Origin of the sequence: uncultured Aquimarina sp. (assembly GCF_947495315.1) — a bacterium.
Lineage (GTDB): Bacteria > Bacteroidota > Bacteroidia > Flavobacteriales > Flavobacteriaceae > Aquimarina.
In genome coordinates this window covers 111811-137487 of record NZ_CANLYD010000012.1, presented here as the reverse complement: position 1 = coordinate 137487, position 25677 = coordinate 111811, and the positions used below count along the sequence as shown (strand labels likewise).

Here is a 25677-nt window from a genome sequence, read left to right as displayed (position 1 = left end):
AAGCTTGCGTTATAGGTGTCAAAACAATCCATAAATAATTCGATAATAATTCATATTGTTTTTATTGAATTATATTATCAGCTTCCCAATGGATCACCTCATCAATGTCATTGTCCACAATATATTTACCAACACTTCGGTGAAATAGTATCGTTGGCAAATGTTCTTGCAAACGAAATAATAATGCTCCATCTGCTTTCTCTGCGTCTATGGCGAGCTCACAACGGTTCCAATGTTTTGGGCCATTTTCCCTAAATATAGATTTAGGAAAAGTACCACAAGCAATCACATCTAAAAGGTTTACCGCAAAATAATCCTCCCATTCAGTTCCGTCTTTTTTACTTTTGATAATTATAGGAAAGGTTTGTAATGATTCCACACCAGTTCCTTTAAGCAACTCTATAAATCTTCTGGACATCACAGGGATTTTACCGTTATTAAAATCAAGTATCGTATCTCCGGCTTTTGCATTGGTAGTAAAAACCATTGGAGTATCTAGCGGTACCATAATTTTAGTACCTGACAAGAAATCTAGTTCACTAGATATATCTTTAGGAGCATTCATCTTTATTTCTGAATCTAAGGAAGCATCTTCTTTTAATATGAAATACATGTTTTTATCTTCGAGATGCATTTTTTTTAATTTCTTAAAATACATAGTCAATGCTTGTGCTTTGGAAGCATATAATCGTTCCTGAATTCTTCCTTCATCACCAATAGTTCCTGTTTCATAACTGAATTCATGCTCGTCATCTTCAAAAGAGAATGTTCCTGTATTGTAAAAGGCTTTTACGCTTAGTTTTTTAAAGGTGTTCGCCTCAGCATTCTCTTTATATTCTTCTAATTCTATAGTACTCTGATGGTCCAGATTTAGTATAAATAGAAATAATTCATCTGTATGATACGCAGCAAAATCGCCCTCGTTAAGGAAATCATCTTTAGTATATTTTCGTTCTAATGCATTTACGACAAATGGTAACATTTCATGTATATCATTTGCCAAGGCGTACATACAAGCGATATTAAAATTCATAACCCCTTTTTCATGCCTGGATTCCTCTACTTTACCAAAATATGGACTCAAGACTTCAATACCTTCTTTTAATTGATTACTGGCACAATAAGCAACAATAAGATTAGCTATGATGTTATCCGATAATGCTCTTTCGGGATTAAAATTTTCCTTATTTTTTAGAAATACATCAATGGTTTGCTGAGCCTTTCCTAATCTAATCAGGCTCATAAAAAGAATATTTAAGGACTTATTATTAACCTCTAATAATAATGTACGCTCTGCGTAATTAGCGGCTTTTGTATAATCTCTTCTAGAGAGATAATATGCTTGCGCCAAATTTAGATTAATCGTAAACTCATCAGGATATTCTAAAACAATCTCTTCCTCCATTTCCAAAAGCTGATCCCATTGTGCCTGAGAAACGCATCTCATAAATTTAATTTTAAGAAGCTCTTTTTCTGGAGCAGTTGCCTCAGCCTCGATCAATATATTAATCAATTCATCATTACTAGTTTGATGTGCAAGCATTAGAGGGTTTTTGCCATTCTCTGGCATAACATTTACATCTGCCGAAGCACTTATGAGCAATTTGGTAACATCAATAGCTTCGTTTTTTACCGCAAAATGAACTGGTATCATCCCTTTTCTCCAACCTTCTGCTGTTAAAGGAATATTAGGGTTTGCTTTATATTCTAAAAGTAATTTTACAACATCTACAGCATTTTGATTATCTCCTTTTAAAGATGCACATACTTTTCTTAAAATAGTGTCCCCAGTAGTATCTTTCCGGTTTATATCTACTCCTTTTTTTAGTAAAGCTTCTAGCAGAGCTTTATTTTCGGACACAAAAAACAACAGGTTTTTATTTGATTCTTTGTTGGTATAACTAACATCTATTGCATCTGATTCTATAGCTTCTGTTAATATTTCAACATGTCCCTTTGAGTATCGAAACAGCTCTTCTACATTAAATTGGATTCCTTTGTTTTTAAATAATTTGATGATGGATATATCATTCTTTTCTAAGGCGTCTTCAAGTACCTGTTCTATAAGGCGATCATCAAATTTAGCTCCTTCTTCTAGTAGCTCTTCAATCTTTATAGGATTGAGCTCTTCGATTGCTTTTAGTAATGCCTCTCTTTTCTGTTTATTTTCTTTTATGTTCTCAATCCCTTGAATTACATTGGCAGGAGCGGATGCTAATATTGCTTCTAATATACTATCAAAGTATTCCTCATCTGCATACCCTTCTTCTTCATATTCTTTCTTGTATGCTTCCAGAACATCCAGGATTTTTTGCTGAAGGTCGTAGTCCTTGGTATTGTGTAATGCAGGAGCAAAAAGAGCATCCATGCCATCACCTCCTTCATTATTGAGCATATCACCAGAAGCCTTTTCTAATAATTTCAGTAACGCTTCTGATTCAAATTCTGGAAAATAAGTATCAATTAATTCATCCTGATTAGTACTACTCCAGAATCGGTGACCTGCATCATAATATTCACAAGCTTCATAAAATTGATCTACAATAGTAAGTTGCGCCTCTTGATCTTTTCTTTTAATGATTTCTTGTACTGCAAAACTAGTAGCTTCAAAGTTAAAATAAATGTTCTGTAATGTCATCTTAATGACACTTACTAACGACTCTGACGAAACCTTATTAATGTGTTTTTGAAGATACTCATCCAGTATAGGAGTTGTAACCAATTCTTCATCTTCCATTTTTACTCCAAGAAATTGAACAAAAGGGTGTTCATCTCTAGTATAATAAGCATCTACTAATGTTTTTAGGACAAGGAGTCCATCTTCAAATTGTTCTACATCTTCCGTTTTTAATTGTTCCAAGGCTATAGAAAACACAGAAAGTTCCTCTGGTTGCGTGTCCTCTTTGTACCCTTGCTTTAATACAGAAAGAACAAGATCTTCTGTTTCTTTCTGCAAACTCTCTTGATTATCAAACTGTTTTACTTCTATCGTTGCTGTTTGTCCAGATATACCTTTAATGATAATACAAATGCTTCCCTTTGGAACAATAAGGTTATAATTAGTTTTTTTATCTTTTTTAAGGGTAAGGTATTTTTCAGGTCGCTTCATCAGAATGGATATTTTTTTATCGTTTCTACACTTTAATGATTTTTTTACGATTGCAAAATAGTGCTTTATCAAAAAACTTCTCTCACTGTTTTCAGGGTGATCATTTTCACCAGAAAGGGTGTCCCCTGTAGCTTAGATATATCACATCTTTGTACTGTAGTTTTTGATAAACAATACATCAAAGCTTACAGCATTAAACTAATTACTAACCCTATAAAACCATAAAGATATGATCTGGGGAATTTCATTAATTTTATTAAGTATTTTAGCAGTACCATCATTATTGCTTTCAAAAAAGCCTAACGCCAAAGAACTTTTAGAAAAAATCGAACCGTATCAAGGATGGTTCGGACTTATATTCTGTTTATCCGGAGTTTGGGGAATCATTACAGCAATCTTAAATCTAGGATGGCTTACTACAGATCCAATATGGTGGGCAACCTTATTAGCAGGTAACATTATTTCTGCAATATTAGGATTTATGTTAGGTTTTGGGCTTATCAATAAATTTTTCTTATCCAAAAATGAAGCAGCAAAAGAAAAGGCAAACGAGCTGAGAGCAAAATTAGCTCCTAAACAAGGTAAACTTGGATTCTTTGGGTTAATCGTTGGTGGATGGATGATCGTAGCGTCATTCCTTTTCCTTCCATAATATGTTAGTTAGTTGAAGAATGGAGAGAGAAAGAATTCTTCCAACAAGATGTAATTCTCTCTCCTATTCCTAACTCAAGCAAAGTTTCAAACTAAAAGAATATCTAACATACATTGATTTGCCATGATAATATTCGGAATAAGTTCTTCTACCATACATCCTGCAAAACTTGATGGAGGTTGCTGTCCTTTTTGTAAAACAAAAAATCAGATGTGGATTCAGGGGTATAGAAAATACTTTCATGTATTCTGGATTCCGTTTTTCCCACTGTGGAAAAAAATCTACTCAGTATGTAGTCACTGCAAAGGTGTTTTTGAAAAAAAAGAATTTAAAGACCAGGAATTGACCACTAGTTTCGAACACTTCGAAAACAATAAAATCAAAATTCCTTGGTATCACTTTACCGGTATTATCCTTCTATTATCATTGATTATGTTGATATCTATATTATCATTTTTAACTAAATAAACAATTTTAAATTACGCAAATCATCAAATTATGAGAACAAAAATTTTATTTCTATTAAGCATTATCGCACTTGGAACTTCAACAACATTACAAGCGCAAAAACTAAAAAAATTCGGTAGTTCAATCGAGAAAAAAATAGGTCCAAAAACTATCAAAGTACCTTATACAGACGTAGTATCTTATCTTGGATATGCAGCTCCAGGTAACGAAGATGAAGTAAAGGATGGAAAAAAATTCTACTACATCTATGTATGGGTACCACTTGCTGCTCCAGAATTGGGAGTGCGAATGATGTCTCCTGTAGGGAAAAACAAAATCAAAAAAGCTACGATGTCTAAGGCATACGAAGAGAATGCTAAATCTGCTGATTATTTTGACACCTATATTACATTAGAACGTTCAGATATTATTAGTACTGCTAATATCAGTCAAGACGCAGTAGATAGTGCCAACTGGACTATCCTAGAACGTAATGATGATAGTGGAGAGATGCCAAAACAACCAAGTGGTAGTACTTATAACTCTTTGTTAAGATATAAAAGTGACATTAATGATCCTTTAAAAGCATTAACTGTTGGGTTATATCGTATAGGTTTTACTACGTATAAAACCGGAGAAGTAAAAGGTACTTTCTTAGCAGAAGTTGCGGCTCCAATAAAAATACCAGGTGTAGTAATGGCTAAAACCATTAAAGACCTAAAAGCAGGACTTAGTAAATAATGTATTCCTAACAAACAAAAACTGGATAGTTATTCCTATGTTCAAAACACATAGGGATAACTTTCTTTCACTTCTTCTTTCTAAAACAACTACAACTAAATCACTTACGTTATGCAAGACAACGCGGAAAAAAAACAAAAAAAAGAAAAAAGTGTTCTCGATGATATATTAGGCAATGCTATTTCTTCTACCAAAAAACACGAAGAAACAAACGCAGGTCTTGAGACCAAAAAATGTAAAAGCTGTGGTGCTGCAAGACCTAGTGATACAGATCTTAAATACTGTGATTTCTGCGAAAACCAATTTTACTAAAACCTAATAAACCTATTGAGATGTCTTTTACAGCTACACAAAATAGATGGGATACTTTTCTTACCAAAATTGAAGATCGATTTCACGATGTACTAAGTAAAACAGAAGCTGCATTACCATTACTGTTTGAAGCTACTGATTTTGAAACTACAACGTTCCATAATGCTTGGCAAGGAATATACACACAAGCCTCCGATCTGATTTCTAAAATAGATTCGACCTGGTTTGACAAAGTAGAAGAAACCTTTTTAGATACCCATCTAGATGATGATTCTGTTCAATTCATCAAAGAACGAAATAAAGGGTTTCAACTTCAACATGACTTAGATCAAGAATTAAAATCATACGAAGTTCGGATTTTTTCGGAAGCAGCAAAAAAACTACTGGTTACAGTAAAAGAAACACTATCCAAAGACTTTTCTTGTACCCAATGTCAAGCAAAACTTCCCGTTAAAAATAATTTTTTCAGGTCTTATTATAGTACCTGCGATTATTGCCAAACCGTCAATACATTCGAGCCAGGAACTAAAGCAAGAAATATAGAACATTTTGCTATTAATGCATTAGGAGAAGAAGCTGCTCTCGAACATTATTTAAAATATGAACAGCTTAAATTTCAGAACTACCTAAAAGATCGAGATGTTTTCGGCAAAGACGAATTAGTAAATCAATATCGAAAATATATAGAAACCTTTCTCAAGAAAAGGATCGAAATCATTCCTGATTATCAAGATCGATATGAAAAAGATCTTACAGCTAAAATGTCTTTGATAATAGATTATTCATAAATCAAAAAAAAGAAAAAAATGTCTAATTCATTTAGTAATCAATTACGCTCAGTTATTGAGTGGCAAAACCCAAAATCAGATACTCTTTTTGAGAAATGGACTCAAAATGGTGATGAAATTAAAAATGCATCAAAACTGATCGTTGGACCAGGACAAGGATGTCTTTTTGTATATGAAGGTAAAGTAGAAGGTTTTTTTGAAGAAGAAGGACTCTATGATCTTAAGACTGGTAATATTCCTTTCTGGACGACCATCAAAAACATCATGTATAAGTTCGAGTCTGCTCATAAAGTAGGAATCTATTTTTACCGAAAAGCAGAAATGCAAAACATTCGCTGGGGCACCCCTTCTCCAATAACCTATAAAGATCCTGTCTATAACTTTCCGGTTGGATTAGGCGCTTTTGGTAACTTTTCATTTAAGATTACCAAAGCTATTGACTTTTTTACTAATGTAATTGCCGGTGAAGATTATTACCCTGTAAAGGCAATACAAAAAGTGATTTTATCAAGAATCACGCAACCTATAAGTGATTTTCTTGCCAAAGCATCCTTTAGCTATGTTGATATCGACAAACATCGCAATGAGATTGCTGAATTTTCTAAAACCTCATGTGAAAGTATCTTTAGCGAATTAGGTTTCGAACTTCTTGATTTTAGAATAGAAGGAACCAGTTTTGACGAAGAAACCAGAACAAGAATTGGCAGAATTGCTGATATGAGTGCTGAAGCCCAAGCGATAAAAGAACTTGGTGTAAGCTATCAAGATTATCAACAACTCGAAGCGCTTAAAAACATGGCAAAAAATGAAGGTGGTGGAAACCTAGGTATGCAGATGGGTGCTGGTCTTGGAATGGGGCAAATGATGGGAAATATGATGAACGGTCAGAATCAACAAGCACCTCCACAACAACAGCAAAATAATCCTCCACCAACACAACCAAACCCGGATGATCCTATGCAAAAGCTAGAAAAATTAAAAAAAATGTTTGATGCCGGGTTTATTGATGAGCAAGAATACAAACAGAAAAAACAAGAAATATTATCTCAATTTTAATAAAAAAAAATTATAAAACCAACATATCATGAGTAGCACAAATGAATTATATCAAAACGTTTCAGGGAAGCAAAAAGATGAATACAGAGATTATCTAACAGTACTAGATCGTATGGACTGGCGCAGTTATGACTATACAACTTGGCCTTGTGCTGATCTATCTTTTCCGGATATCGCAGAAGATGAAGCGTGTGATTTATGGCCTTTTAAACCTAATCTAAACGAACCTCATTGGGTAGATCTTAATAGCCAATTTAGGTTAGGAATCAGAAGATACGGATATGCTAACAGATTCGAAATGCCTGAACAAGTACAAGAACTTTCTCATAGTGTTGCCAAAGAACAACTTTCTGTTATTCAAGAGCTTCAACATAGTAATCCAGATGAATTTAATACTCAAATTAAACAATATGGATTTTCTGATGACAAACATTTTTCATGGGGGGTTTCTCTATTAGATTCTGCAGAAGAACAAGCACTAGATGCTTCTGATGATTTTCTGAAGGAACAAAAGGCAAAACTTGATGCACAAATGGATGCGCATATAGAAGCTGCTTCGGAAGGTGGATTACTAGATCCAATAAACGGAATCGATATGGAAACTTGGGCAGCCGCAAATGCAAAAATCGCTGGTGGTATGGATTTAGAAGATGTTCTGAAAGTAGTGGGTACAGAAAAACCTATTTGGGATGAAGTTTCTGCAGAGTGGACTGCTAGAATGTCTCAGGACACAACGTTTGCAATTTCAAAAGTATATGGTGATGCTTTTATGAATTCTGATATTGGTAAGTTCGCATCATCAGGAACTAATGAAATATCAGAAACAAATACTTCAACTGGTGGAAGTGCACTAGAAAAAGTCAGTGAAGATTTCGAACTATATATAAAAATTATGTGCCATCAAAATATGGGTGCTGCACAAGGAAAAGATGCAGTTTCTATACTAAATGAATATGGACTTAACGTTACCGATTGGAGTTCTGTCGGAGCGCAATGGTCCACAAAAATGGCAACTGATACACGTATGGCATTAAAAATGGGAGAATTAATGGAAAAATACAATGCTGAGTTTGCTACAGCAGGAGCTGGAGATGATATAGATTTCTAGGGTTATTGATTTCTAGATGACAATGACCCGAAATTAGTCAATAAATTCCATGACATTAGATATAGTTAACACTTGATGAAATCGGGTCATTTGTTTTATGAAATAATAGTATATTTCTAATTCATATGATCAACCCTAGAAAAAGCAAAACGATCAATACAACAAATTCAAAAAAAATGAAATCAATCCTTTTACTAATCATATTATGCATGCAAATGACATATTCTCAAAACACGAAACCAAACCAAGAAGTAAAAAGATTAATTGAATTAGGAAGAGATCATATTATTGATTTAGCGTTAAAAAAAATAAAAGAGCAAGAAACATCCCACGTCAAAAAAGATGATTTCCATTTCATTAAAGTAAAAGCTAGTGATCAAAGGATATTGGTAGAATTGGGATATAACGTATTGTACTTGCCAAAAAACACTAGTCATTATTCGGGTATTTTGGTAGAGTTCCCATCTAAATTCGTTTCTAAAAGTAGCGTAAGTAATGATGGAGAAAACACTACTTTTTATCAGCCAACATCAGAACATTTAAGAGTAATTAATTTCTTAATGAATCCTAACGGAACTAATACTGATATTTTTCATAAAGGAATAATGTATCCACCAACGATTATTTATGAAAAAGAAAAGCTTTATTTGGTAGAATTTTCATCGCGAGATCCCTATTTGGGTGGAAGCTTTTCTACGGAAGAAGTAGATAAAGAAACGGGGGAAATCCTTTCTACAATCAGTGGACATTATGCACCAGCTCCAAGAATACCTGGTGAGACTGAAGAGGAGTTTATTGAAATAAAAAACTAAGACATCAATTACTCATGAAATCACAACTTAAAACCAATAAACTCTTTATCCTCTTAATTTTAACTATAATGCTTTATGGATTTAACAGCTCTTCGTCTGGGAATACTAATCTATCCAAAAAGTCAGATAGTATTATGAATAAAAAATCTCAAAATAAGATTCTCTATGTTGAAGGTTCTGGAGAAGGCACTACTGCAGAAATTCGTCTAAATGATATTCCGATAGGACATCTCTCTTCAGGTGGAGACGCCGAAATGAAACATATACAAGTTGAACTAAATATCGTAACAGGAAAAAACACATTGTCCGTTTACCCTTCATCAAATAAAGGAAAAACTATAGTACGACTTGTTAGATATACAGAAGGAGACTGGGTAGATGGCGAAGGAGGAGAAACTTTGCTAGTAATTAGAACGGAACATGATGATTCTCCAATCCATGAGGATATAGAACTATCAAAAAAGAGACCAGATTGGTGCTGGCTAGATGCAGATATCGTAACAGATCGCAAAAGTCATAAGGAAGCTATTGCATTTGCTAAATCATTTTATAATGATTTAAAAGTAGTGAAAAATGTAAATAAAATCGTCACGGCATTCGATCCAATATTTGAAGATATGTCGGCTATTGATCCTGAAATCACTCTATCGATTAGAACCAAAGAATTAAAAGAAGGTCTTTTAAAAAATTCTAAAAAAGAAATCTGGCAGTTTGATGATATAGATACTTTATCATATACCGCTATTCCAGTAGCTAATGGAAGATTATATGATCTACGTCGTGAAGATGGTTCTCCATTAATTCGAACATCTCAAAATAGTAAATGGGATCGTATCACCTATAGAAATATCATTGGTCGTAAAAACGGAGTCTGGCAGTTTTATCGATAGCCATTTTTTATGTTAGACTTAAAAGCATAATAATAGAAAAACTGAAAAATTAAAGATTGATTGACAAAACATTACAAATATCTTTATGCACGCTTATTACTCTTATGCTCTAAAGACACTAATTCTTTCATCTTCTCTACTATATTATAAGCAGCTGGACAAACAGCTGTATTTTGCATCGTTAAGTCAGAAACTTGATGAAACTTTTTTAGATCAGTATGTGGGAATTCTTTATAGGACTTAGGTCTTACATCATAGATCAAAACAATAATTATCTGTAGCCAAAAAAGTACAATATGTTTCTTGTAACACAAAATCTACATCCTCATCTTTTTTCAGATATTAATCTTCAAACTGAATAGATTTCATTTTTAAATGCTTCGAAATTCTAATTGAAAACTATAATGACTGTCAAAAATATTTTCGAAAAAGTTATTAAAAAAATTTATGCAAAAAAAACGTTAAAAAAATGCAATTTATAATTAAAAAACATTCATATTTGATCTTCTTTTTAACAAAAAATAAGTGTGTTTAATTAATCAATTAATAACTTCAATAACTAAAAACATGAAAATCAAAATTTTACTTTTACTAAGTATATTTACATTAGGTAGTTCTGTTGACTCTCAAGCACAGAAACTAAAAAAATTCGGTAGTTCGATAGAAAAAAAGATTGGTCCAAAGACCATAAAAGTACCATACACAGAAGTTGTATCTTATCTTGGATATGCATCGCCTGGAAATGAAGATGAAGTAAAAGATGGTAAAAAGTTTTATTACATCTATATGTGGGTTCCTGCTGTGGCAACGGAACTTGGTGTAAGAATGAAATCACCTGTTGGAAAAACCAAAGTAAAAAATGCAACTAAGTCTAAAGCTTATGAAGAAAATGCAAGTTCAGACGAGTATTTTGACACTTATATTACTTTAGAGCGCTCAGATATTATTAGCAAAGATAAAATTAGTGAAGATGGTGTGAAGAATGCTAACTGGACTACACTAGATCGTAATGATGATAGTAGTGAAATGCCTAAACAACCTAGCGGAAGTAGTTACAATTCTTTGTTAAGATATAAAAGTGAAGTTGGTGACCCACTTAAGGCTTTAACGGTTGGCTTATATCGTATCGGATTTACAACGTATAAAAAAGGGGAAGTAAAAGGTACGTTTCTTGCAGAAGTTGCAGCTCCTATCAAACTACCAGGAGTAGCGATGGCAAAAACTATCGAAGAATTAAAAAAAGGATTATAAGATAAGTACTTAAGACACACTTATAAGTATCCCTGCATTTTAATAATAAAAGTGCAGGGATACTTGTTTTATCACATAATGATAAATTATTATGGAGTAATTATAGATTATGCACGTCTATTGCTTTTATGTTCTAAAGGCATCAATTCCTTCATCTTCTCTACGATATTATAAGCAGCTGGACAAACGGCTATATTTTTCATCGTTAAGTCAGAAATTTGATGAAACTTTTTTCGATCAGTATGAGGGAACTCTTTACATGCCCTTGGTCTTACATCATAAATCAAACAATAATTATCTGCAGCCAAAAAAGCACAAGGTGTTTCTTGTAATACAAAATCTCCATCCTCATCCTTTTTCAGATATTGATTTTCAAACTGAATAGATTTCATTTTTAAATGCTTCGAAATTCGATCTACATCAATATCCGTAAACAAAGGTCCAGTGGTTTTACAACAATTCGCACATTCCAAGCAATCCGTTTTCTGAAACTCTTTCGTATGCAAATCCTGCATAAACGTATCCAAATTCTTTGGCGGTTTCTTTTTAAGCTTTGCAAAATACTTTTTATTCTCGTTCTGTGTATCTTTGGCCAGTTTCGGTAATTGATCTATGAATTCTTGCATAGCACAAAATTACGAATTATGAATTACGAATTTCGAATTAAGAACTATAATGATTAACAAAGATATTTTCGGAGAAGCGATTAAAGATTTTTATTACAAAAAGTATAACGAAGATATTATAGTACAGGCTCCGGATTTTGATGACGATATCATACCGATCCCCTATTTATTTCGAACCTATTCCGAAATGCCAAAAATCGAGCAAAAAGCATTGGACCTTGCTTTTGGAGATGTTTTAGATGTAGGTTGTGGCGCCGGAAGTCATAGTTTATTTCTTCAGGAAGATAAAAAGCTAAATGTACACGCCATCGATATTTCTGAAGGAGCGATTGAAATTTGCAAAAAAAGAGGAGTAACCAACGCGACTGTTCAGGATATTTTTAATCTTAAAGAAGTACAGTATGATACCTTGTTGTTTTTAATGAACGGAAGCGGAATCATAGGGAAACTGGATAATATTGACATTTTTTTTTCCAACGTAAAAAAACTATTAAAGCCTAATGGTCAAATCCTGATTGACTCTTCCGATATCTCCTATTTGTTTGCAGAAGAAGATGGAAGTTTTTGGGTGGATGCGTCCGCTGGATATTACGGAGAGATGCAATATCAATTGAAATATAAAAAACTGCGGTCTGATTGGTTTGATTGGTTGTATATTGATTATGATACATTACAGAATGCAGCAAATGCCAATGGTTTTGTTTGTGAGTTATTGCTTCAAGGAGAAAACAATGATTATCTAGCCAAACTAATTTATAATATCTAATACCCTTTAGCCTTTAGTTTATTAATTGTTTCTGTATACAAATCCCTACTCCATAGTTCACTAACTTCTGCAACCATTGTCGTTAATGAATTGCTTTGACTTTGAACTTTTTTTCCTACTTCAGAATCATAAAACAGAGATAATTTATTTTTTTGATCATCACTGAGCTGAGTTCTATCTTTAACCATTTGCTGTCCCGTTTCGGATTCATAAAAAACGATAAGCTGTTTGATATCTTCATGCGTAAAATTACTGCGATACGCGGATACTAGTAATGATTTAATATTAGTCAATGCAGCCGTCTTATCTTCTTTTAATTCTTCCCAAACTTTATCAGGAATATTCTGTGTACTATGTTGTTGTTTTAACATAGTAAACATTTGATCTATTGCCGCATCATATTGCTGTTCAGTTCCGTTTAATTCAAAATATCGAATAGCGTCTTGATGGTACGATCTTTGTGACATACAAGCGGTACCTGTTAAAAATAAAGTTAAAGCAAAAACTATATCTCTCATAAATTCGTTTATTTACTAACCAATACCTCTGGAAAATCAATTTTTATGCAAATTACAAAATTCTTAAGTATACTTTTATTTACATCTTTACTATTGGTTGGATGTTCTGATGATGACGAAAATACTTTTGTACCAGATAGCCAGTCTTCTAACAAACAACCTTTAGGCAGTTCTGCCAATGACTTGCTAAGTGACACTAATTTTAAAGGGTTAACTGTAGAAATTGTTTCTGTCCAGGGGTTTGAACCTACAGCAACAGCCATAAATACATTTAGAAGTTTTCTGGAAGAGCGTCTTTTTAAACCAGATGGAATCACAATAAATCAACGTTCGGTTTCTTCTTCGGGATTGGCACCATTTACTATTGAAAAAGTAAAACAAATTGAAACTACTGCGAGAACCGAATTTAATGAAGGAGATGAAATAAAGGTATATATCTACTTTGCAGATGGAACTAATGATAGCGATGAAGGAGCTAGAGTAACCTTGGGTACTGCTTACTTAAATACTTCTATCGTTATTTATGAGAATACACTCCGTAATTTAAGCAGTAATCCCAATGGACCGATGTTGTCTACAGTTGAAGCTGCTGCATTGAATCACGAATTTGCACATCTATTAGGTCTGATAAATATTGGTACATCATTGCAATCTCAGCATGAAGATACGGAATCTAGAGGTCATTGCAATGTACAAAGCTGCTTAATGGAAGCCGCTATAGAATTCGAAACTGGAATGATGAGTATGTTGGACAACGGAGTTCCGGAACTAGATGCACTATGCATCGCCGATCTACAGGCTAATGGAGGAAGGTAATATATAGTACTGAGTAGTTAGTACAAAGTATGAAGTAGGTAGTGAGCAGTAGACAGTATTAAGAAGGAATCAGGGATTAAGAAGTTAAATCCTGAGAAAAAATGATACAACAAGAAGAAACGATGATACTCGAAAAAGCCGTTGATCAGCTAGATATAAAATACAGAACGGTCTATATATTAAGAGAAGTAGAAGGAATGAAGATTTCTGAAGTTTCTGATTGCTTAGAATTAACTAATTCTAATGTAAAAGTACGTTTACATCGTGCTAAAGAAATGATAAGAGAAGAACTTTACGAACTTTCTCTAGATACCAATATTTTCGAATTTAGGTTTAGTAAATGTGATAATTTAGTTGAAAAAGTGATGAAAAGAATCTAGCATAGTTTCTTTTGACTCAAGGCAAAAGCATTTAAGTTTTTTGATGTAAGCTCCTACTATAACATCCCTCTAAATCTCCTCGCCGCGGCGAGGAGACTTTTTTTAGCTTCCTTCCTTTGAAGGAAGGATTGAGGATGGATGTTTTATATACTGAGCTGTTATGGATTCCAGCCTACGCTGGAATGACAATCATATAACTAGACCTCAATCCTTAAACCACATCCTCTTTAACTCCTAATTTTCTTCTTACTACTCATTACTCTGTACTCATTACCTAATTACTAAACTAGTACACTTTCTCTCCACCAAGATAGGTAGCATTTACTTTGATATTCGGGATTTTATCTTCCTCGATTTCCATAATATTTTCTTCCAGAATTACAAAATCAGCAAATTTACCAGCGGTAATACTTCCTTTTTCGGTTTCTTCAAAATTACTATAGGCAGCCCAGATTGTCATTCCTTTTAGAGTTTCTTCTCTGGTTAACGCATCTTGTTTTTGGAAACCTCCTGCAGGATATTGTTTAAGATCTTTACGCGCTACTGCAGCATAAAATGTATAAAATGGACTTACATTTTCTACCGGATAATCCGTTCCTAAAGCAATTTTTCCTGTTTTTTCTAAGAGTTGTTTATAGGCATAGGCTCCCTTGATTCTTTCTTCTCCTAATCGCTCATCCGCCCAATACATATCACTAGTAGCATGCGTAGGTTGTACACTCATTACCAGATTGTCATTAAGAAGATCAAATTCTTCTGGAGATACTACTTGTGCATGTTCTACACGCCATCTTCTGTCTGACTTATCTTTTAATACATCATAATAGGTATTGATCACCACTGCATTCGCAGAATCACCAATGGCATGAGTATTCATCTGAAAAGGAGAACCTGCTAATCTTTTTGCTAATTCCTTAAATTCATCTACACCAATCACCATGGCTCCGTGATGATTCTCTTTATCCGAGTATGGTTTTTTAAGCACTGCTCCTCTGGATCCCAACGCACCATCTGCATACACCTTAAAAGAAGACACATTTAATTTATCGGTTTTATGAACTCCTTTTTTTAGATACTGATCCACATATGAAGGAACATTACTTACCATGGCATACATACGGATTTTTAACTGATCTGCTTTTTGTAAACTATCTATGACAGCAATAACTTCTGGACTTAATCCGGCATCATCTACCGTTGTTAATCCGTAACTAAAGTTAATTTTTTCTGCATCTTTTAGTGCCGCCACTTGCTCGGCAACTGTAGGTTGTGGGAAGATCGTTTCTACCATCTCCATTGGATTATCGATCAGTACTCCTGTCAATTCTCCATTCTTTTGTATAATCTCACCACCAGACACTTTAGTGTCTACCTTTATTTTAGCAAGATCAAGTGCTACTTGATTCGCTAGCATAGCGTGACCATCTACTCTAGTTACCGCAACCGGAGTTTCTGGAAATAGGCTATCTAACTTTTCTTTGGTCGGAAATTCTTTGATCTCCCAATCATTCTGATCCCAACCGCGACCAGTGATAAAAGAAACTTTCTTCTTTTTCTGAAAATCTACAATACGCGCAAGTACCTCATCATAACTAGTAGTACCGGTTAAGTCTACTTTTTGTTGCTGCAATCCTAATCCATAAAAATGGCAATGTGCATCAATCAAACCTGGTACAATGGTTTTTCCTTCTGCATTGACCGAATCTGTAAACGAATATGCTTTATTTAACTCTTCTAAACTACCAACTGCGATAAACTTATCATCCTTGACAGCAAAAGCTTCTGCTTTAGGTTGCGTATCATCTACGGTATATATGTTGGCATTAAAAACCAGAAGGTCCGCTGTTTCTTTAGGTTGCTGACAAGAAATAAACAAAAGTGTACTAATCGTACCTAGAAGTACTTTTTTCATGATGTGTTGAGTTTGATTTGTGTTTGCCCTAAAATTAAAGATAAAAATGATGATATCAGGTTTTTATCTTTTTCTTAACTTTTTGTGTGGATTGTTGGGGTCGGTTTTTGGGACGTTTAGTATAAAAGCAGAAGCGGATTAAAAGCAACGTCCTTTAGGATAGCAAGGTACAGAATTAAACGCAAAAACGGTTCGAGTTTGCACTGAACCGCTATTGCTTTTATACCTTGTGTCTGTTGCACAAGTTAGGAAAAAGGTAACATTAAAAATTATTTTTCTAGTTCCTATTCAACTATTTTGAAACCTGATTTGATAAATTTTACAATCGGATTATATGAAATCCAAATCGCAAGGCATAGAATTATAAAAGATGGCAATGTAAAGTGAAACGGTTCACTTATTCCATCAAATAGGTTGAACCAGCCAAAGGCAATATGTGAACCTACTGCTCCAATTAATAAAGGAATTACAATTAATCCACCAAAAAATCTGAAGGATGATTTTTTAACTCCAATTAGGTAAAGAATTCCACAAACAAATTCTATATAACCTATAGAGTTTAACATTAAATCTGGTAAAGGATATACATAGAAATGAACAGAAGGTCCGTAGTTCAGAATTTTAAATGACGCTGAGAGCATCATTAATATAAACATTGTATAACATCCAATTTGTTTCTTGTCAAGCAAACTCATAAATTATAGGTTTTTGTTATGACAAAGGAAGAATTAAAAAACTATAATATATTTTACATTTGTTAAAAAATTAGATTTCTGCTCTAATTCTACTTAACGTGACTTGAGTAATCCCAAGATATGCGGACAAGTCTTTTAGGCTAATAAATTTCATTAAATGCCCATTGGTGTTTAAAAAATTCAAATATCTTTCTTTAGCATCAGTCTCAAGTAACTCACGTATCCTACTCATCATTTTTTGTGAAGCCATTGATGGAATCCCAGATATTATTTTCCCGAAAGGTGGATGTTTAGATACTAGTTTTTTTAATCTTTCAAAATCAATTTCAATCAGATTAACACTTGTAAGTGCAGTAATTCTATAATTCGATGGTTTTCCTGTAGTTAAACTGTCAAGAACAGCACAAAATTCGTTTTCATAAAAAAACTTCATAACAAACTCTTTGTCCTCAGTAAAAAATGAGACTTTAACTAAACCCTTGTCTATGAAATATAATTTCCGATTAATTTTATTCGTGTTAAGGATGATATCACCTTTGCTGTAGGTATTAATTTCTAGAATCTTTGTCAATTCTGAAACTTCAATTTCATTCAGTTGGGTTAGTCTTTTTATATGCGTTAAAAATTCTTTCATTAAAGTATTTGGGTATTATGCACAACGTTATAAGTATGTGTCGTAGCAGAGCAAAATATTGCCTTTCCATCGACTTTTTCTGCGCTGATTTTATAATTTTTCTTTCTAAAATATTTGCGCCATTGCAAAAATACAAGAACCATTGGATCCATCACCAAAACCTGCTATGACATATACTTGGTGTTGGCAATAGTTTTTTTATAGATATATTCAATAAGTCAATTCAGTTCTTATTTCCTATAGACTATTCAATTCCGCTAATTTGTCGAGTAATAAACTTCTGTAATTTTCAAGATAATCAGGATATATAGCATTTCTAAAACGCCAAGATTTATGTAATCCATCATTATCTTGATATTCTAAATAAAAGCCTCCATTTTCATTTGTGCAATCAGTACAATCTAAATATCCATTTGGTTCATTAAATATTTCATTTGGTAGTTCAGATATCAATGATTCAAAATCTTGAAAATTTGCGTTGTTCATAAGTTGAAAATTACCCTCAAAAAATGTGTTTTCAGGGTAATTGAAATCGATGTCTCTATAAATATTTTCGCTATCTATTTTATAAATTGTAGAACAATCACCTGAACAGCTTGAATCAGCAAACCAGCCAAAAATAAGTGTTTCGTTTCTTTGAGTATTTTCATTTCCACTATCATCGTCAGAGTTGCATCCAAACAGAATTAAAAATAATGATAAGCTTAAAATAAAATTTATTTTTTTCATTGCGTAAAATTTGGTTTAAATAATTATTAACGTCTTGTATAAGAAACGTAGGACAGGTGATAAGCACTTTGTTTCTAACTAAATATAAATATTTGCGCTTTTATTTTTCTTTTAAACACCAAATTTTATAGTTGGCGACTTTGCAAATAAGCACAGACTTTTCGATTAAGCCCAAAAGCCCTATGTTTTCTTATACATTGTTGGCAAATCGTTTTTTATCTAGTAAACTCCTCGGATATGCTTTTGAACATTATTATGGTAAAACTCTTCTAAATCAATCATAAGTTTTTCAGATAAATGCGGCAAATTACTTGCTTTAGAGTTTCCAGAAATTTGCATAGTAGAACTTGCCCCAGGTATAATGGCAGATACCTCTTTATGATCTAGTATCCAACGAAGAGCCATTTCTACCATAGACATACTTTCTGGACAGAATGCTTTTAATTCGTCTGACAATTTTATTCCCGTTTCAAATGGAATTCCAGCAAAAGTTTCTCCCACATTAAAGAATTGTCCGTCACGATTAAAGTTTCGGTGGTCATTTTCTAGAAATTGTGTTTCGTTTGTAAATTTACCCGTTAGCAAACCACTAGCTAAAGGTAAACGAACTATAATTCCGACACCTTTTGCATGAGCTTGTGGTAATAATTCTTTAGTTAATTTTTGTCTGAAAATATTATAAATTACTTGAAGTGATTGAAGTTCTTCTTGTTCAATACATAATAAACCCTGTTCAACAGTTTCTACACTTGCTCCAAAGTGTGTTATTTTACCTTCCTTTTTTAAAATTCTTAACCAGTTAAAAACTTCGCCTTTTTTTAATACCTCTGTTGGTATACAATGTAATTGTAATAAATCAATACAATCTACATTTAAGCGCTCTCTAGAGGCATCTACACTATCTATTAATGCTTGTTGTGTATAATTATTAGGAAACAAATCTGATCCGCGTCCAAATTTTGTTGCAACTTTAATTTCAGCATTAGAATTTTTTAAAAATTCGCCTATCAATGCTTCACTTCTACCATCTCCATATACATCCGCAGTATCAAAAAAAGTAATTCCATTATTGACAGCTTCATTAAGAATTTCCAAAGCTTTTTTTTTGTCAATTTCGTTACCCCAATTAGCACCAATCTGCCAACAACCTAAACCAACTTCACTTATTTCAAATCCATTGTTTCCTAGATTTCTTTTTTTCATTTTGTTAAATATATGTTTTTTTAATGTTTGCCAACTACTGTATAACAGCCATTGTTGTTATTTCCGTTTGTAACTAATTACAATTAATTGTAAACGCATACAATTTTATTCTCTTCCTTTCCTTTTTACAAACACTTCTTAAAGAAACGTAAATTCCCCCAAATAAAAAAACCATCAAGATGTGTTTTGTTGGTTTTTGGTGTCTTAAATAGTGTTTATTTTAGTAAACCTTCCGCGAAAAAACCTGTTCTCGATACACTTCGCCCAAAAGCGCAGCACTCGAATCTACCTGCTAGCAGACAGGCTGACGGTTTTTTCCATTACGAGGACTGTACTTCGACAAGCTCAGCATTCGCGAAGTCGTCCGGTTAGTCACCCTTCGGCTACCACTTCGACAAGCTCAGTGTGACAGCTCAGGGTTCCATTATTCGAGGACTGAGCGGAGTCGAAGCCCGAAGCTATGGTTTGTGAGGTTCGATGAAACCCCACTCTATTTTAGCAGTAAATATTTTCTCAAATCTTTGAATGAATTCATCCTTAAAACAGACTTTTTTATGTGTAAATGGATGTATAAAACCCAACGAATACGCATGTAAATACAAACCCTTACCTCTTAAAACTAAATTCTCTATTCCATAGTCCTTATCTCCTAATATTGGATTAACTATACTAAGTAGGTGTCTACGTAATTGATGCCTTCTGCCCGTTTGAGGTTTCAATTTTACCAGGTTCAATTTCCCGAATCTCTTGGAGAAAACCGATTCGAGTACTTTATAATTCGATTGTGATTTCTTACCATCAATTTCTGAAGTGATTTCTCCTTCATCATTCATTTCACCAATAGTAATCGCATAATATGTTTTCTCGATCTTTTTATCTTCAAACATTTTGTTTAAAACGCGAATACTACTACTCGTTTTTCCAACTAATAAAATACCAGTTGTTGCATAGTCTAATCGATGAACAGGTTGTGGTTTTGTAGCGTCAGAAAGCGTACTTCGTTTAATGTTTTGAACTAAGGCATTGGCAATGGTTTTAAAACTATTACCACTTACCAAAATACCTGCAGGTTTATGAATCACTGCTAAATGATCATCTTCAAATAAAATCGTAAGTGGAAAAACTAATCTCTTATTAGAACCAACTTCATCCGGAATACATAAGCATATACATTCACCACCATGTATTAAAGTAGCCGAAGTAGCAATCACATCATTAACCTTAATGAAATTTTTCTTTAGTGCTTTTTTTAATGCTGATTTCGTTAACGCTGCAACAAAAATCCCAACACCATATTCTTGTAGTCGAATTGGAGAAGGTATAGTAGGAACAATATGAATTTCTGGTGAATTAATTATGTTTCATTTTTTATACACTCATATGTAAAGGTATAACTAAATGTAACGTATATGCTTGTTCTAAAAATATATTCTGAAGAAAGGTGAATCACCTTACCCTTCGAGAGCCTCAGGGTTCGGGTACCACTTTAACAAGCAATTAGTTTAGCATTCTATAATTTACAAGAAATGATGGCTACTACGGATTCGATTTTAGAAAAGTGATAAAAAACGGGGAATTTAATATGTTCGCTTTTTAAAATTTTGTAATTTAACTACTCATCAATCATGTATTATTATGTTCCGTTTTATTCTAATCTTATTCCTTTTTAGTCATACAATTTACACTCAAGAATTAGCTAGTACTAAAATTGATTCTGTTTTAAAACAGTTTTATACTAACAAGTCCGTAGCCCTTCATATTCATAGTAATAAAAGCACTTACATAAATGACGAAAAAATTTGGTTTAGTATTTATTCGTTCGAAAAAGAAAGTGCAAAAATCAATTTAAATAATTACAATATTGTTGTACAACTAACAGACTCAAACAACATCATTCTTTCAAAATCATTACTCTATTTAAGTAATGGTCAAGCAAATGGTAACTTTACTTTAAATCCTAAAACCGAAACCAATACGTATTACCTAAAAGCTTTCATTCCTAATAACTCAAAACCAAATTCTACATTTACTAAAGCTATAAAAATTATTAATCCTTCTGCGTATTCCAAATCCGAAAACATAGTAAACAATACCCAAAAATTAGATGTTCAAATTTTACCAGAAGGCGGTTATTTAATTTCGGACGTGATGAATAGTTGTGGTATTAAAATTTTAAACTCTAATGGAAAAGGTATTCAGCTTAAAAACTTAATTCTTGAAGACAACCAAGGCAATGTTTTAGAAAAGAATCTAACAACAAATTCCTTAGGAATGGGGAAATTTTCATTTATTCCAAAAAAAAATGCGACTTATTTTTTACGTTTTAAATACTCAAACTTTAAACAAAAACTACCAAAAGCGCACCAAGAAGGCATTGCCTTAAAACTAGAGCAAAACTATAAAACTGGTGAATTACAAATAGAACTTAATACCAACGAACAATCACTTTCTACGTATAGTAATCAAGACATTACTATAACCATTCACAAAGAAAGTTTAGCATACAGTTACACAACGCAATTTGAAGAAAACTTTCCGAAATTGGTTCTAAATATCCCGAGTCATAAACTATTTTCTGGAACAAATACGATTACAGTATTCGATAAAGATTTTAAGCCTTTAGTCGAACGCCTATTTTTTAATTTTGAAAGTATAAAAGAAAACAAGTCCTTTATTAATGAGGCTTCAAAAATTAACGATACACTAACTTATGCAATCATTAATAAGGTGAATAGTGAAACTGTTAAAACACAAACAAGCATTTCAGTTTTGCCCTTAAAAACTATTGCAAACACTAATCGTGATCATTTATTTGCTTCTGTTTATCTAAAACCATTTTTAAATGGAAGTATTGAAAATCCTTCGTATTACTTTCAAAGGAACAACAACCGAAAACGTTTTGAACTGGACTTATTACTACTTAATCAAGGTTGGAGTAAATACAATTGGAATACTATTTTTAATGCTGAAAAAACTCCAAAACTAAAAGACAATTCTGGACTTACAATTTCTGGTTATGTTGTTCCTTTTAATAAAGAACAAAACTTAAAAAATGTGTTGCTGTACTCCAAAGTCAATGAAAACATCAAAATGGTTAGCCTAAATAAAGACAACACTTTTCATATTGAAAATCTAGTATTCCAAACAGATTCTGAGTTTGAATTTTCTGCGCTTGACAATTCCGGGAAACCTGTTAAAGCCAATTTCTTTTTTACAGTAAAACCATTAGCTAAAGTTTTAGATAAAAAATTTGATATAGACGTTACAAATCCATTTTCTAAAGTTATTTTAAGTGAAAAAATTACTGATAATTTTGGAGGCGAAGTTCTAGACGAAGTGATTGTTAATGCTAAAAAATTAAAGTTTGATAAATTTACAAGAGGACGATTTGGTGTTAAAGTAGATTCTTCTTTATATGTTTATCCAACGGTTGAAGATTATTTTAAAATTATGGAAGGCTTACGATTAGTTAACCATGAAGGAGGAGGAAACGATCCTGATGGTTTTTACTGGACGTACATGGATGGTTCAAAAGCGTTTTTCATTATAAACGGAGTGCGTGCTACTCACATGAATGGTCGTTTAACAACTTCAATGAAAAATGTACTAGAACTTTACCACGGAGGACGCAATGGATATGGACGAAGAAACAGCCACTTAATTTTTACTAACGGAAAAGAACGCGAAATACCCGAACATTTAAAAACCTCCAAAGTTTTTAAACTTAAAAACGGATTTACATTTCAAAAAGAGACTTACAAACCAAAATACATTAATTACGAAAGTGATTCCTACCAAAAATTTGCAGTGATCGCCTGGGAACCTATGGTAAAGACTAACCAAAATGGCTATAACAACATATCGTTTACCAATCCAGGAAAAAACGATTTACTCTTTTATATTGAAGGCTATACTGAAACTGGAGAACCGTTTAGTACAATAACACCTTATAAAAACATGAGGAGTAACTAAAAGAGAACAAACTCAAAAATTACATAAAATTTCATTGTCTTTTTTGTTTAAGGCTTGTAATGTGAATTTAATGTAACTAACATAACTTCCACAAACAAAAAACCAGCAGAATGTGCCTTGTTAGTTTTTTGGTGTGTCTGATTCACCCTTCGAGAACCTAAGTTTTTGAACATCCGAAAACTGAGGATTCAAAATGCACAAGGACTATACCTCGACAAGCTCAGTGTGACAGCTCACCTTTCGATTATGCTCAAGGTTCGGGATACACGAGACTGAGCGAAGTCGAAGTCCGATTCGGTTTGTATTTCAAAAACTTCTCGACTCCGCTCGAGGTGACAGATTTGGTTATTTGGTCCGACAATCATTTAGATTTAAAAAACCTGTTCTCGATACACCGCGCCCAAAAGCGCGGCACTCGGACTGACGTTTTTTTTGAGTACTTCAGCCTTCAAGTCACCTTACCCTTCGAGAACACTTCGACAAGCTCAGTATAACACCTCAGGGTTCGAGTTTATTTAAAGATAGCAGGAAGTATATATTTCTCTAGTATATTCTCTGGTTGTTGTAGTAATTTTCGGCTTCTATAATTTCCAGAAGTGATTACTACTACAGATTGTAGCTCTGGGATCACACAAATATATTGTCCTCCAGCACCTCTTGCTTCTATAGATGAAATCTTCTTATCTCCTACGGTATACGTTTTATGCCACCATAGATATCCATATTCATTTTTGTCTTTTACGTCTTGTAAACGTCTGTATTTTTTAAAGGATGCATCTACCCAGTTCTCTGATAAAATCTGTTTTCCTTTCCACTTTCCTCTATCAAGATATAATTGCCCAAACTTTAGCATATCTCTTGGCGTTAAATACATACCACCTCCAAAATAAGGTGTAGTTGCTGTATTCTCTGTCTGTATGATATAATTGTTAATTCCTAATGGAGAAAATAATTTTTGATCCATATACAACTCTAATGGAGATTGCAATTGCTGATCTAAACTTACACCCAATAAAAATGGATTGGCCGAACCATAATTAGCGTGCGTTCCTGGCTCATGAGTCATTTTTGCTTCTAGCGTTGTTTTTAACCAATTATCAGAACTCTGATAGTTATTCTCCGATGCATCACCGTCTACATCCAATCCAGAACTCATTGTCAATAAATCTTCAAAGTTGATCTTAGATTTTAAAGTATCTTTTGTGTACTGAAATTCTTTAGGTATAAAATCATATAGCTTTTGGTCTACACCGGTTAGGATCTTATCATCAATGGCGATTCCAATCATCGCAGAAGAAATACTTTTGGATGCAGATCGCTGATCGTGAGAAATACTAGGATTATGTCCATCAAAATAGGCTTCAAAAATCAATTTCCCTTCTTTGGCAATAAGAACACTGTGTGTATTAGGCAACTCTTTTTTATTCACTTCATCAATCAACTTTGATAAAGAAGTGCTTATCGCTCCAACATCTCCAGTACTTGCTGTGATCCAACCGTCATTTAACGTTGCTGGTTTATGTATGCTTTGATTTTTAGGGCCACTCGGTTTTAATAATGACAAATCAATATCAGAACGTTTAAAATTCGTAACCGCTACGGTTTGCTTGCCTAATAAAGTTTCTAGTTGAATAGTATCTTCTAACAGTTTAGCCCTAAACCTAAGGCCTGTTTTATAATCCCTAAATAAAATAGCTTCTCCTTCTTTTTTGCTGCCATTAACCCAAGTTCCTGTGAATCGTTGATCACCAAAAAACGGATACATGGCAAGACCAGCATCTTCATTATTTTCTACACCTAGATACATTGCTTGTGATTGCAGGCTATCCACCATAAATGGATTCCAAACACCGCTATAGGTAACATCGTTGGCCTTTTGTAAAGTAAGGTGATACATTAAAATTCCAGATTTTATAAATCCAGTTACTGCTGTTTTGTCTGAGGTAAAAGAAAGATCAAAATGAATATCATCATCAATACTTCCCTGAAGACGTTTAGTATTGGTTACTACTAGCTTTTCTTTTATGGTCGCTTCAGGATTCGTAATGGTTAGCTCATATGAACTAGTTGGTGACTCTTCTAAAACGAGATTAAAATTTAAGGTATTTGCATTTGCTAGTGTTCCTTCCCAGTTTCCTTCATAGGTGTTCGGCTCTTGTTGAGAACAACCTGTTAGAAAAGATGCAAAAAGAAATACTATTGTCATTACATTTTTAAACATGGTTTTTTATACTTTTATGAAAGTCAAAAGTACTTTCTT

24 protein-coding genes and 1 pseudogene are annotated in these 25677 nt (G+C 33.3%); 14 read left to right on the top strand and 11 right to left on the bottom strand.

Going from position 1 to position 25677, the window contains the following annotated elements; translation table 11 throughout:
- Positions 1-61 precede the first annotated feature (61 nt).
- Positions 62-3109 carry an ankyrin repeat domain-containing protein gene (locus Q0910_RS19615; protein WP_299220235.1) on the bottom strand — a complete coding sequence of 1016 codons (3048 nt, stop codon included), beginning with the start codon at positions 3107-3109 and terminating at the stop codon, positions 62-64.
- Positions 3110-3338: 229 nt separating this feature from the next.
- Here Q0910_RS19615 and Q0910_RS19610 point away from each other — a divergent pair, with 229 nt between their 5' ends.
- From Q0910_RS19610 to Q0910_RS19570, 9 genes are all read left to right on the top strand, one after another.
- Positions 3339-3761, top strand: a complete 423-nt coding sequence (locus tag Q0910_RS19610; RefSeq protein ID WP_299220231.1) for a hypothetical protein — start codon at positions 3339-3341, stop codon at positions 3759-3761.
- Between the two features lie 123 nt (positions 3762-3884).
- Positions 3885-4229, top strand: a complete 345-nt coding sequence (locus Q0910_RS19605) for a zinc-ribbon domain-containing protein (protein ID WP_299220228.1) — start codon at positions 3885-3887, stop codon at positions 4227-4229.
- A 30-nt stretch (positions 4230-4259) separates the two neighbouring features.
- On the top strand, positions 4260-4949 hold the full coding sequence (locus Q0910_RS19600; RefSeq protein WP_299220225.1) for a Lipl32 family lipoprotein: 690 nt from the start codon (positions 4260-4262) through the stop codon (positions 4947-4949).
- 111 nt (positions 4950-5060) lie between these two features.
- Positions 5061-5261: a hypothetical protein gene (locus Q0910_RS19595; RefSeq protein ID WP_299220222.1), complete on the top strand. Its 201-nt coding sequence runs from the start codon at positions 5061-5063 to the stop codon at positions 5259-5261.
- 20 nt (positions 5262-5281) lie between these two features.
- On the top strand, positions 5282-6049 hold the full coding sequence (locus Q0910_RS19590) for a hypothetical protein (RefSeq protein WP_299220217.1): 768 nt from the start codon (positions 5282-5284) through the stop codon (positions 6047-6049).
- An 18-nt stretch (positions 6050-6067) separates the two neighbouring features.
- On the top strand, positions 6068-7105 hold the full coding sequence (locus tag Q0910_RS19585) for an SPFH domain-containing protein (protein ID WP_299220212.1): 1038 nt from the start codon (positions 6068-6070) through the stop codon (positions 7103-7105).
- A 28-nt stretch (positions 7106-7133) separates the two neighbouring features.
- Positions 7134-8213, top strand: a complete 1080-nt coding sequence (locus tag Q0910_RS19580) for a DUF6620 family protein (RefSeq protein WP_299220206.1) — start codon at positions 7134-7136, stop codon at positions 8211-8213.
- 176 nt (positions 8214-8389) lie between these two features.
- Entirely contained in the window at positions 8390-9025 is a 636-nt protein-coding gene (locus Q0910_RS19575) for a hypothetical protein (protein ID WP_299220200.1), read from the top strand.
- 134 nt (positions 9026-9159) lie between these two features.
- Entirely contained in the window at positions 9160-9915 is a 756-nt protein-coding gene (locus tag Q0910_RS19570; RefSeq protein ID WP_299220195.1) for a hypothetical protein, read from the top strand.
- Positions 9916-9998: 83 nt separating this feature from the next.
- Here Q0910_RS19570 and Q0910_RS19565 read toward each other — a convergent pair.
- A pseudogene (locus Q0910_RS19565) lies at positions 9999-10305 on the bottom strand (YkgJ family cysteine cluster protein); the annotation flags it as partial.
- Positions 10306-10482: 177 nt separating this feature from the next.
- Here Q0910_RS19565 and Q0910_RS19560 point away from each other — a divergent pair.
- Positions 10483-11166 (top strand): Lipl32 family lipoprotein, encoded by a 684-nt coding sequence (locus Q0910_RS19560; RefSeq protein WP_299220190.1) that lies wholly within the window; start codon positions 10483-10485, stop codon positions 11164-11166.
- Between the two features lie 107 nt (positions 11167-11273).
- Here Q0910_RS19560 and Q0910_RS19555 read toward each other — a convergent pair whose 3' ends face one another.
- Positions 11274-11792 carry a YkgJ family cysteine cluster protein gene (locus Q0910_RS19555; protein ID WP_299220184.1) on the bottom strand — a complete coding sequence of 173 codons (519 nt, stop codon included), beginning with the start codon at positions 11790-11792 and terminating at the stop codon, positions 11274-11276.
- 49 nt (positions 11793-11841) lie between these two features.
- On the opposite strand from Q0910_RS19555, the gene Q0910_RS19550 reads away from it, so the two are divergent.
- Complete coding sequence (locus tag Q0910_RS19550) at positions 11842-12558, top strand: class I SAM-dependent methyltransferase (RefSeq protein ID WP_299220180.1); 717 nt, start codon at positions 11842-11844, stop codon at positions 12556-12558.
- Here Q0910_RS19550 and Q0910_RS19545 read toward each other — a convergent pair.
- Entirely contained in the window at positions 12555-13076 is a 522-nt protein-coding gene (locus Q0910_RS19545) for a DUF2059 domain-containing protein (RefSeq protein WP_299220175.1), read from the bottom strand. The two genes, Q0910_RS19550 and Q0910_RS19545, sit on opposite strands and share 4 nt — an antisense overlap.
- Positions 13077-13121: 45 nt before the next feature.
- On the opposite strand from Q0910_RS19545, the gene Q0910_RS19540 reads away from it, so the two are divergent.
- A complete protein-coding gene (locus Q0910_RS19540) occupies positions 13122-13892 on the top strand; it encodes a hypothetical protein (protein WP_299220172.1) in 771 nt (256 codons plus the stop codon).
- Between the two features lie 101 nt (positions 13893-13993).
- The gene (locus tag Q0910_RS19535) at positions 13994-14272 is read left to right on the top strand and encodes a sigma factor-like helix-turn-helix DNA-binding protein (RefSeq protein WP_299220169.1); all 279 of its coding nucleotides are present in this window, start codon (positions 13994-13996) and stop codon (positions 14270-14272) included.
- Between the two features lie 286 nt (positions 14273-14558).
- Here Q0910_RS19535 and Q0910_RS19530 read toward each other — a convergent pair whose 3' ends face one another.
- From Q0910_RS19530 to Q0910_RS19505, 6 genes are all read right to left on the bottom strand, one after another.
- On the bottom strand, positions 14559-16184 hold the full coding sequence (locus Q0910_RS19530; protein ID WP_299220166.1) for an amidohydrolase: 1626 nt from the start codon (positions 16182-16184) through the stop codon (positions 14559-14561).
- Positions 16185-16468: 284 nt separating this feature from the next.
- The gene (locus tag Q0910_RS19525; RefSeq protein WP_299220164.1) at positions 16469-16879 is read right to left on the bottom strand and encodes a hypothetical protein; all 411 of its coding nucleotides are present in this window, start codon (positions 16877-16879) and stop codon (positions 16469-16471) included.
- 70 nt (positions 16880-16949) lie between these two features.
- Positions 16950-17513: a Crp/Fnr family transcriptional regulator gene (locus Q0910_RS19520; RefSeq protein ID WP_299220160.1), complete on the bottom strand. Its 564-nt coding sequence runs from the start codon at positions 17511-17513 to the stop codon at positions 16950-16952.
- A gap of 237 nt (positions 17514-17750) precedes the next feature.
- Positions 17751-18242: a hypothetical protein gene (locus tag Q0910_RS19515; protein WP_299220155.1), complete on the bottom strand. Its 492-nt coding sequence runs from the start codon at positions 18240-18242 to the stop codon at positions 17751-17753.
- A 219-nt stretch (positions 18243-18461) separates the two neighbouring features.
- On the bottom strand, positions 18462-19445 hold the full coding sequence (locus Q0910_RS19510; protein ID WP_299220152.1) for an aldo/keto reductase: 984 nt from the start codon (positions 19443-19445) through the stop codon (positions 18462-18464).
- Positions 19446-19903: 458 nt separating this feature from the next.
- Positions 19904-20800 (bottom strand): RluA family pseudouridine synthase, encoded by an 897-nt coding sequence (locus Q0910_RS19505; protein ID WP_299220344.1) that lies wholly within the window; start codon positions 20798-20800, stop codon positions 19904-19906.
- A 280-nt stretch (positions 20801-21080) separates the two neighbouring features.
- Here Q0910_RS19505 and Q0910_RS19500 point away from each other — a divergent pair, with 280 nt between their 5' ends.
- Positions 21081-23417 (top strand): hypothetical protein, encoded by a 2337-nt coding sequence (locus tag Q0910_RS19500; RefSeq protein WP_299220149.1) that lies wholly within the window; start codon positions 21081-21083, stop codon positions 23415-23417.
- 511 nt (positions 23418-23928) lie between these two features.
- Here Q0910_RS19500 and Q0910_RS19495 read toward each other — a convergent pair.
- Positions 23929-25623, bottom strand: a complete 1695-nt coding sequence (locus tag Q0910_RS19495; RefSeq protein WP_299220145.1) for a serine hydrolase — start codon at positions 25621-25623, stop codon at positions 23929-23931.
- Between the last annotated feature and the right edge of the window lie 54 nt (positions 25624-25677).

Coding starts and splice junctions, on each gene's coding strand:
- Q0910_RS19605 (WP_299220228.1), top strand. CDS start 3,885: ATGATAATATTCGGAATAAGTTCTTCTACCATACATCCTGCAAAACTT.
- Q0910_RS19550 (WP_299220180.1), top strand. CDS start 11,842: ATGATTAACAAAGATATTTTCGGAGAAGCGATTAAAGATTTTTATTAC.
- Q0910_RS19500 (WP_299220149.1), top strand. CDS start 21,081: ATGTTCCGTTTTATTCTAATCTTATTCCTTTTTAGTCATACAATTTAC.
- Q0910_RS19590 (WP_299220217.1), top strand. CDS start 5,282: ATGTCTTTTACAGCTACACAAAATAGATGGGATACTTTTCTTACCAAA.
- Q0910_RS19560 (WP_299220190.1), top strand. CDS start 10,483: ATGAAAATCAAAATTTTACTTTTACTAAGTATATTTACATTAGGTAGT.
- Q0910_RS19595 (WP_299220222.1), top strand. CDS start 5,061: ATGCAAGACAACGCGGAAAAAAAACAAAAAAAAGAAAAAAGTGTTCTC.
- Q0910_RS19555 (WP_299220184.1), bottom strand. CDS start 11,792: ATGCAAGAATTCATAGATCAATTACCGAAACTGGCCAAAGATACACAG.
- Q0910_RS19530 (WP_299220166.1), bottom strand. CDS start 16,184: ATGAAAAAAGTACTTCTAGGTACGATTAGTACACTTTTGTTTATTTCT.
- Q0910_RS19610 (WP_299220231.1), top strand. CDS start 3,339: ATGATCTGGGGAATTTCATTAATTTTATTAAGTATTTTAGCAGTACCA.
- Q0910_RS19575 (WP_299220200.1), top strand. CDS start 8,390: ATGAAATCAATCCTTTTACTAATCATATTATGCATGCAAATGACATAT.
- Q0910_RS19535 (WP_299220169.1), top strand. CDS start 13,994: ATGATACAACAAGAAGAAACGATGATACTCGAAAAAGCCGTTGATCAG.
- Q0910_RS19615 (WP_299220235.1), bottom strand. CDS start 3,109: ATGAAGCGACCTGAAAAATACCTTACCCTTAAAAAAGATAAAAAAACT.
- Q0910_RS19525 (WP_299220164.1), bottom strand. CDS start 16,879: ATGAGTTTGCTTGACAAGAAACAAATTGGATGTTATACAATGTTTATA.
- Q0910_RS19580 (WP_299220206.1), top strand. CDS start 7,134: ATGAGTAGCACAAATGAATTATATCAAAACGTTTCAGGGAAGCAAAAA.
- Q0910_RS19540 (WP_299220172.1), top strand. CDS start 13,122: ATGCAAATTACAAAATTCTTAAGTATACTTTTATTTACATCTTTACTA.
- Q0910_RS19515 (WP_299220155.1), bottom strand. CDS start 18,242: ATGAAAAAAATAAATTTTATTTTAAGCTTATCATTATTTTTAATTCTG.
- Q0910_RS19585 (WP_299220212.1), top strand. CDS start 6,068: ATGTCTAATTCATTTAGTAATCAATTACGCTCAGTTATTGAGTGGCAA.
- Q0910_RS19545 (WP_299220175.1), bottom strand. CDS start 13,076: ATGAGAGATATAGTTTTTGCTTTAACTTTATTTTTAACAGGTACCGCT.
- Q0910_RS19570 (WP_299220195.1), top strand. CDS start 9,160: ATGAATAAAAAATCTCAAAATAAGATTCTCTATGTTGAAGGTTCTGGA.
- Q0910_RS19600 (WP_299220225.1), top strand. CDS start 4,260: ATGAGAACAAAAATTTTATTTCTATTAAGCATTATCGCACTTGGAACT.
- Q0910_RS19520 (WP_299220160.1), bottom strand. CDS start 17,513: ATGAAAGAATTTTTAACGCATATAAAAAGACTAACCCAACTGAATGAA.
- Q0910_RS19495 (WP_299220145.1), bottom strand. CDS start 25,623: ATGACAATAGTATTTCTTTTTGCATCTTTTCTAACAGGTTGTTCTCAA.
- Q0910_RS19510 (WP_299220152.1), bottom strand. CDS start 19,445: ATGAAAAAAAGAAATCTAGGAAACAATGGATTTGAAATAAGTGAAGTT.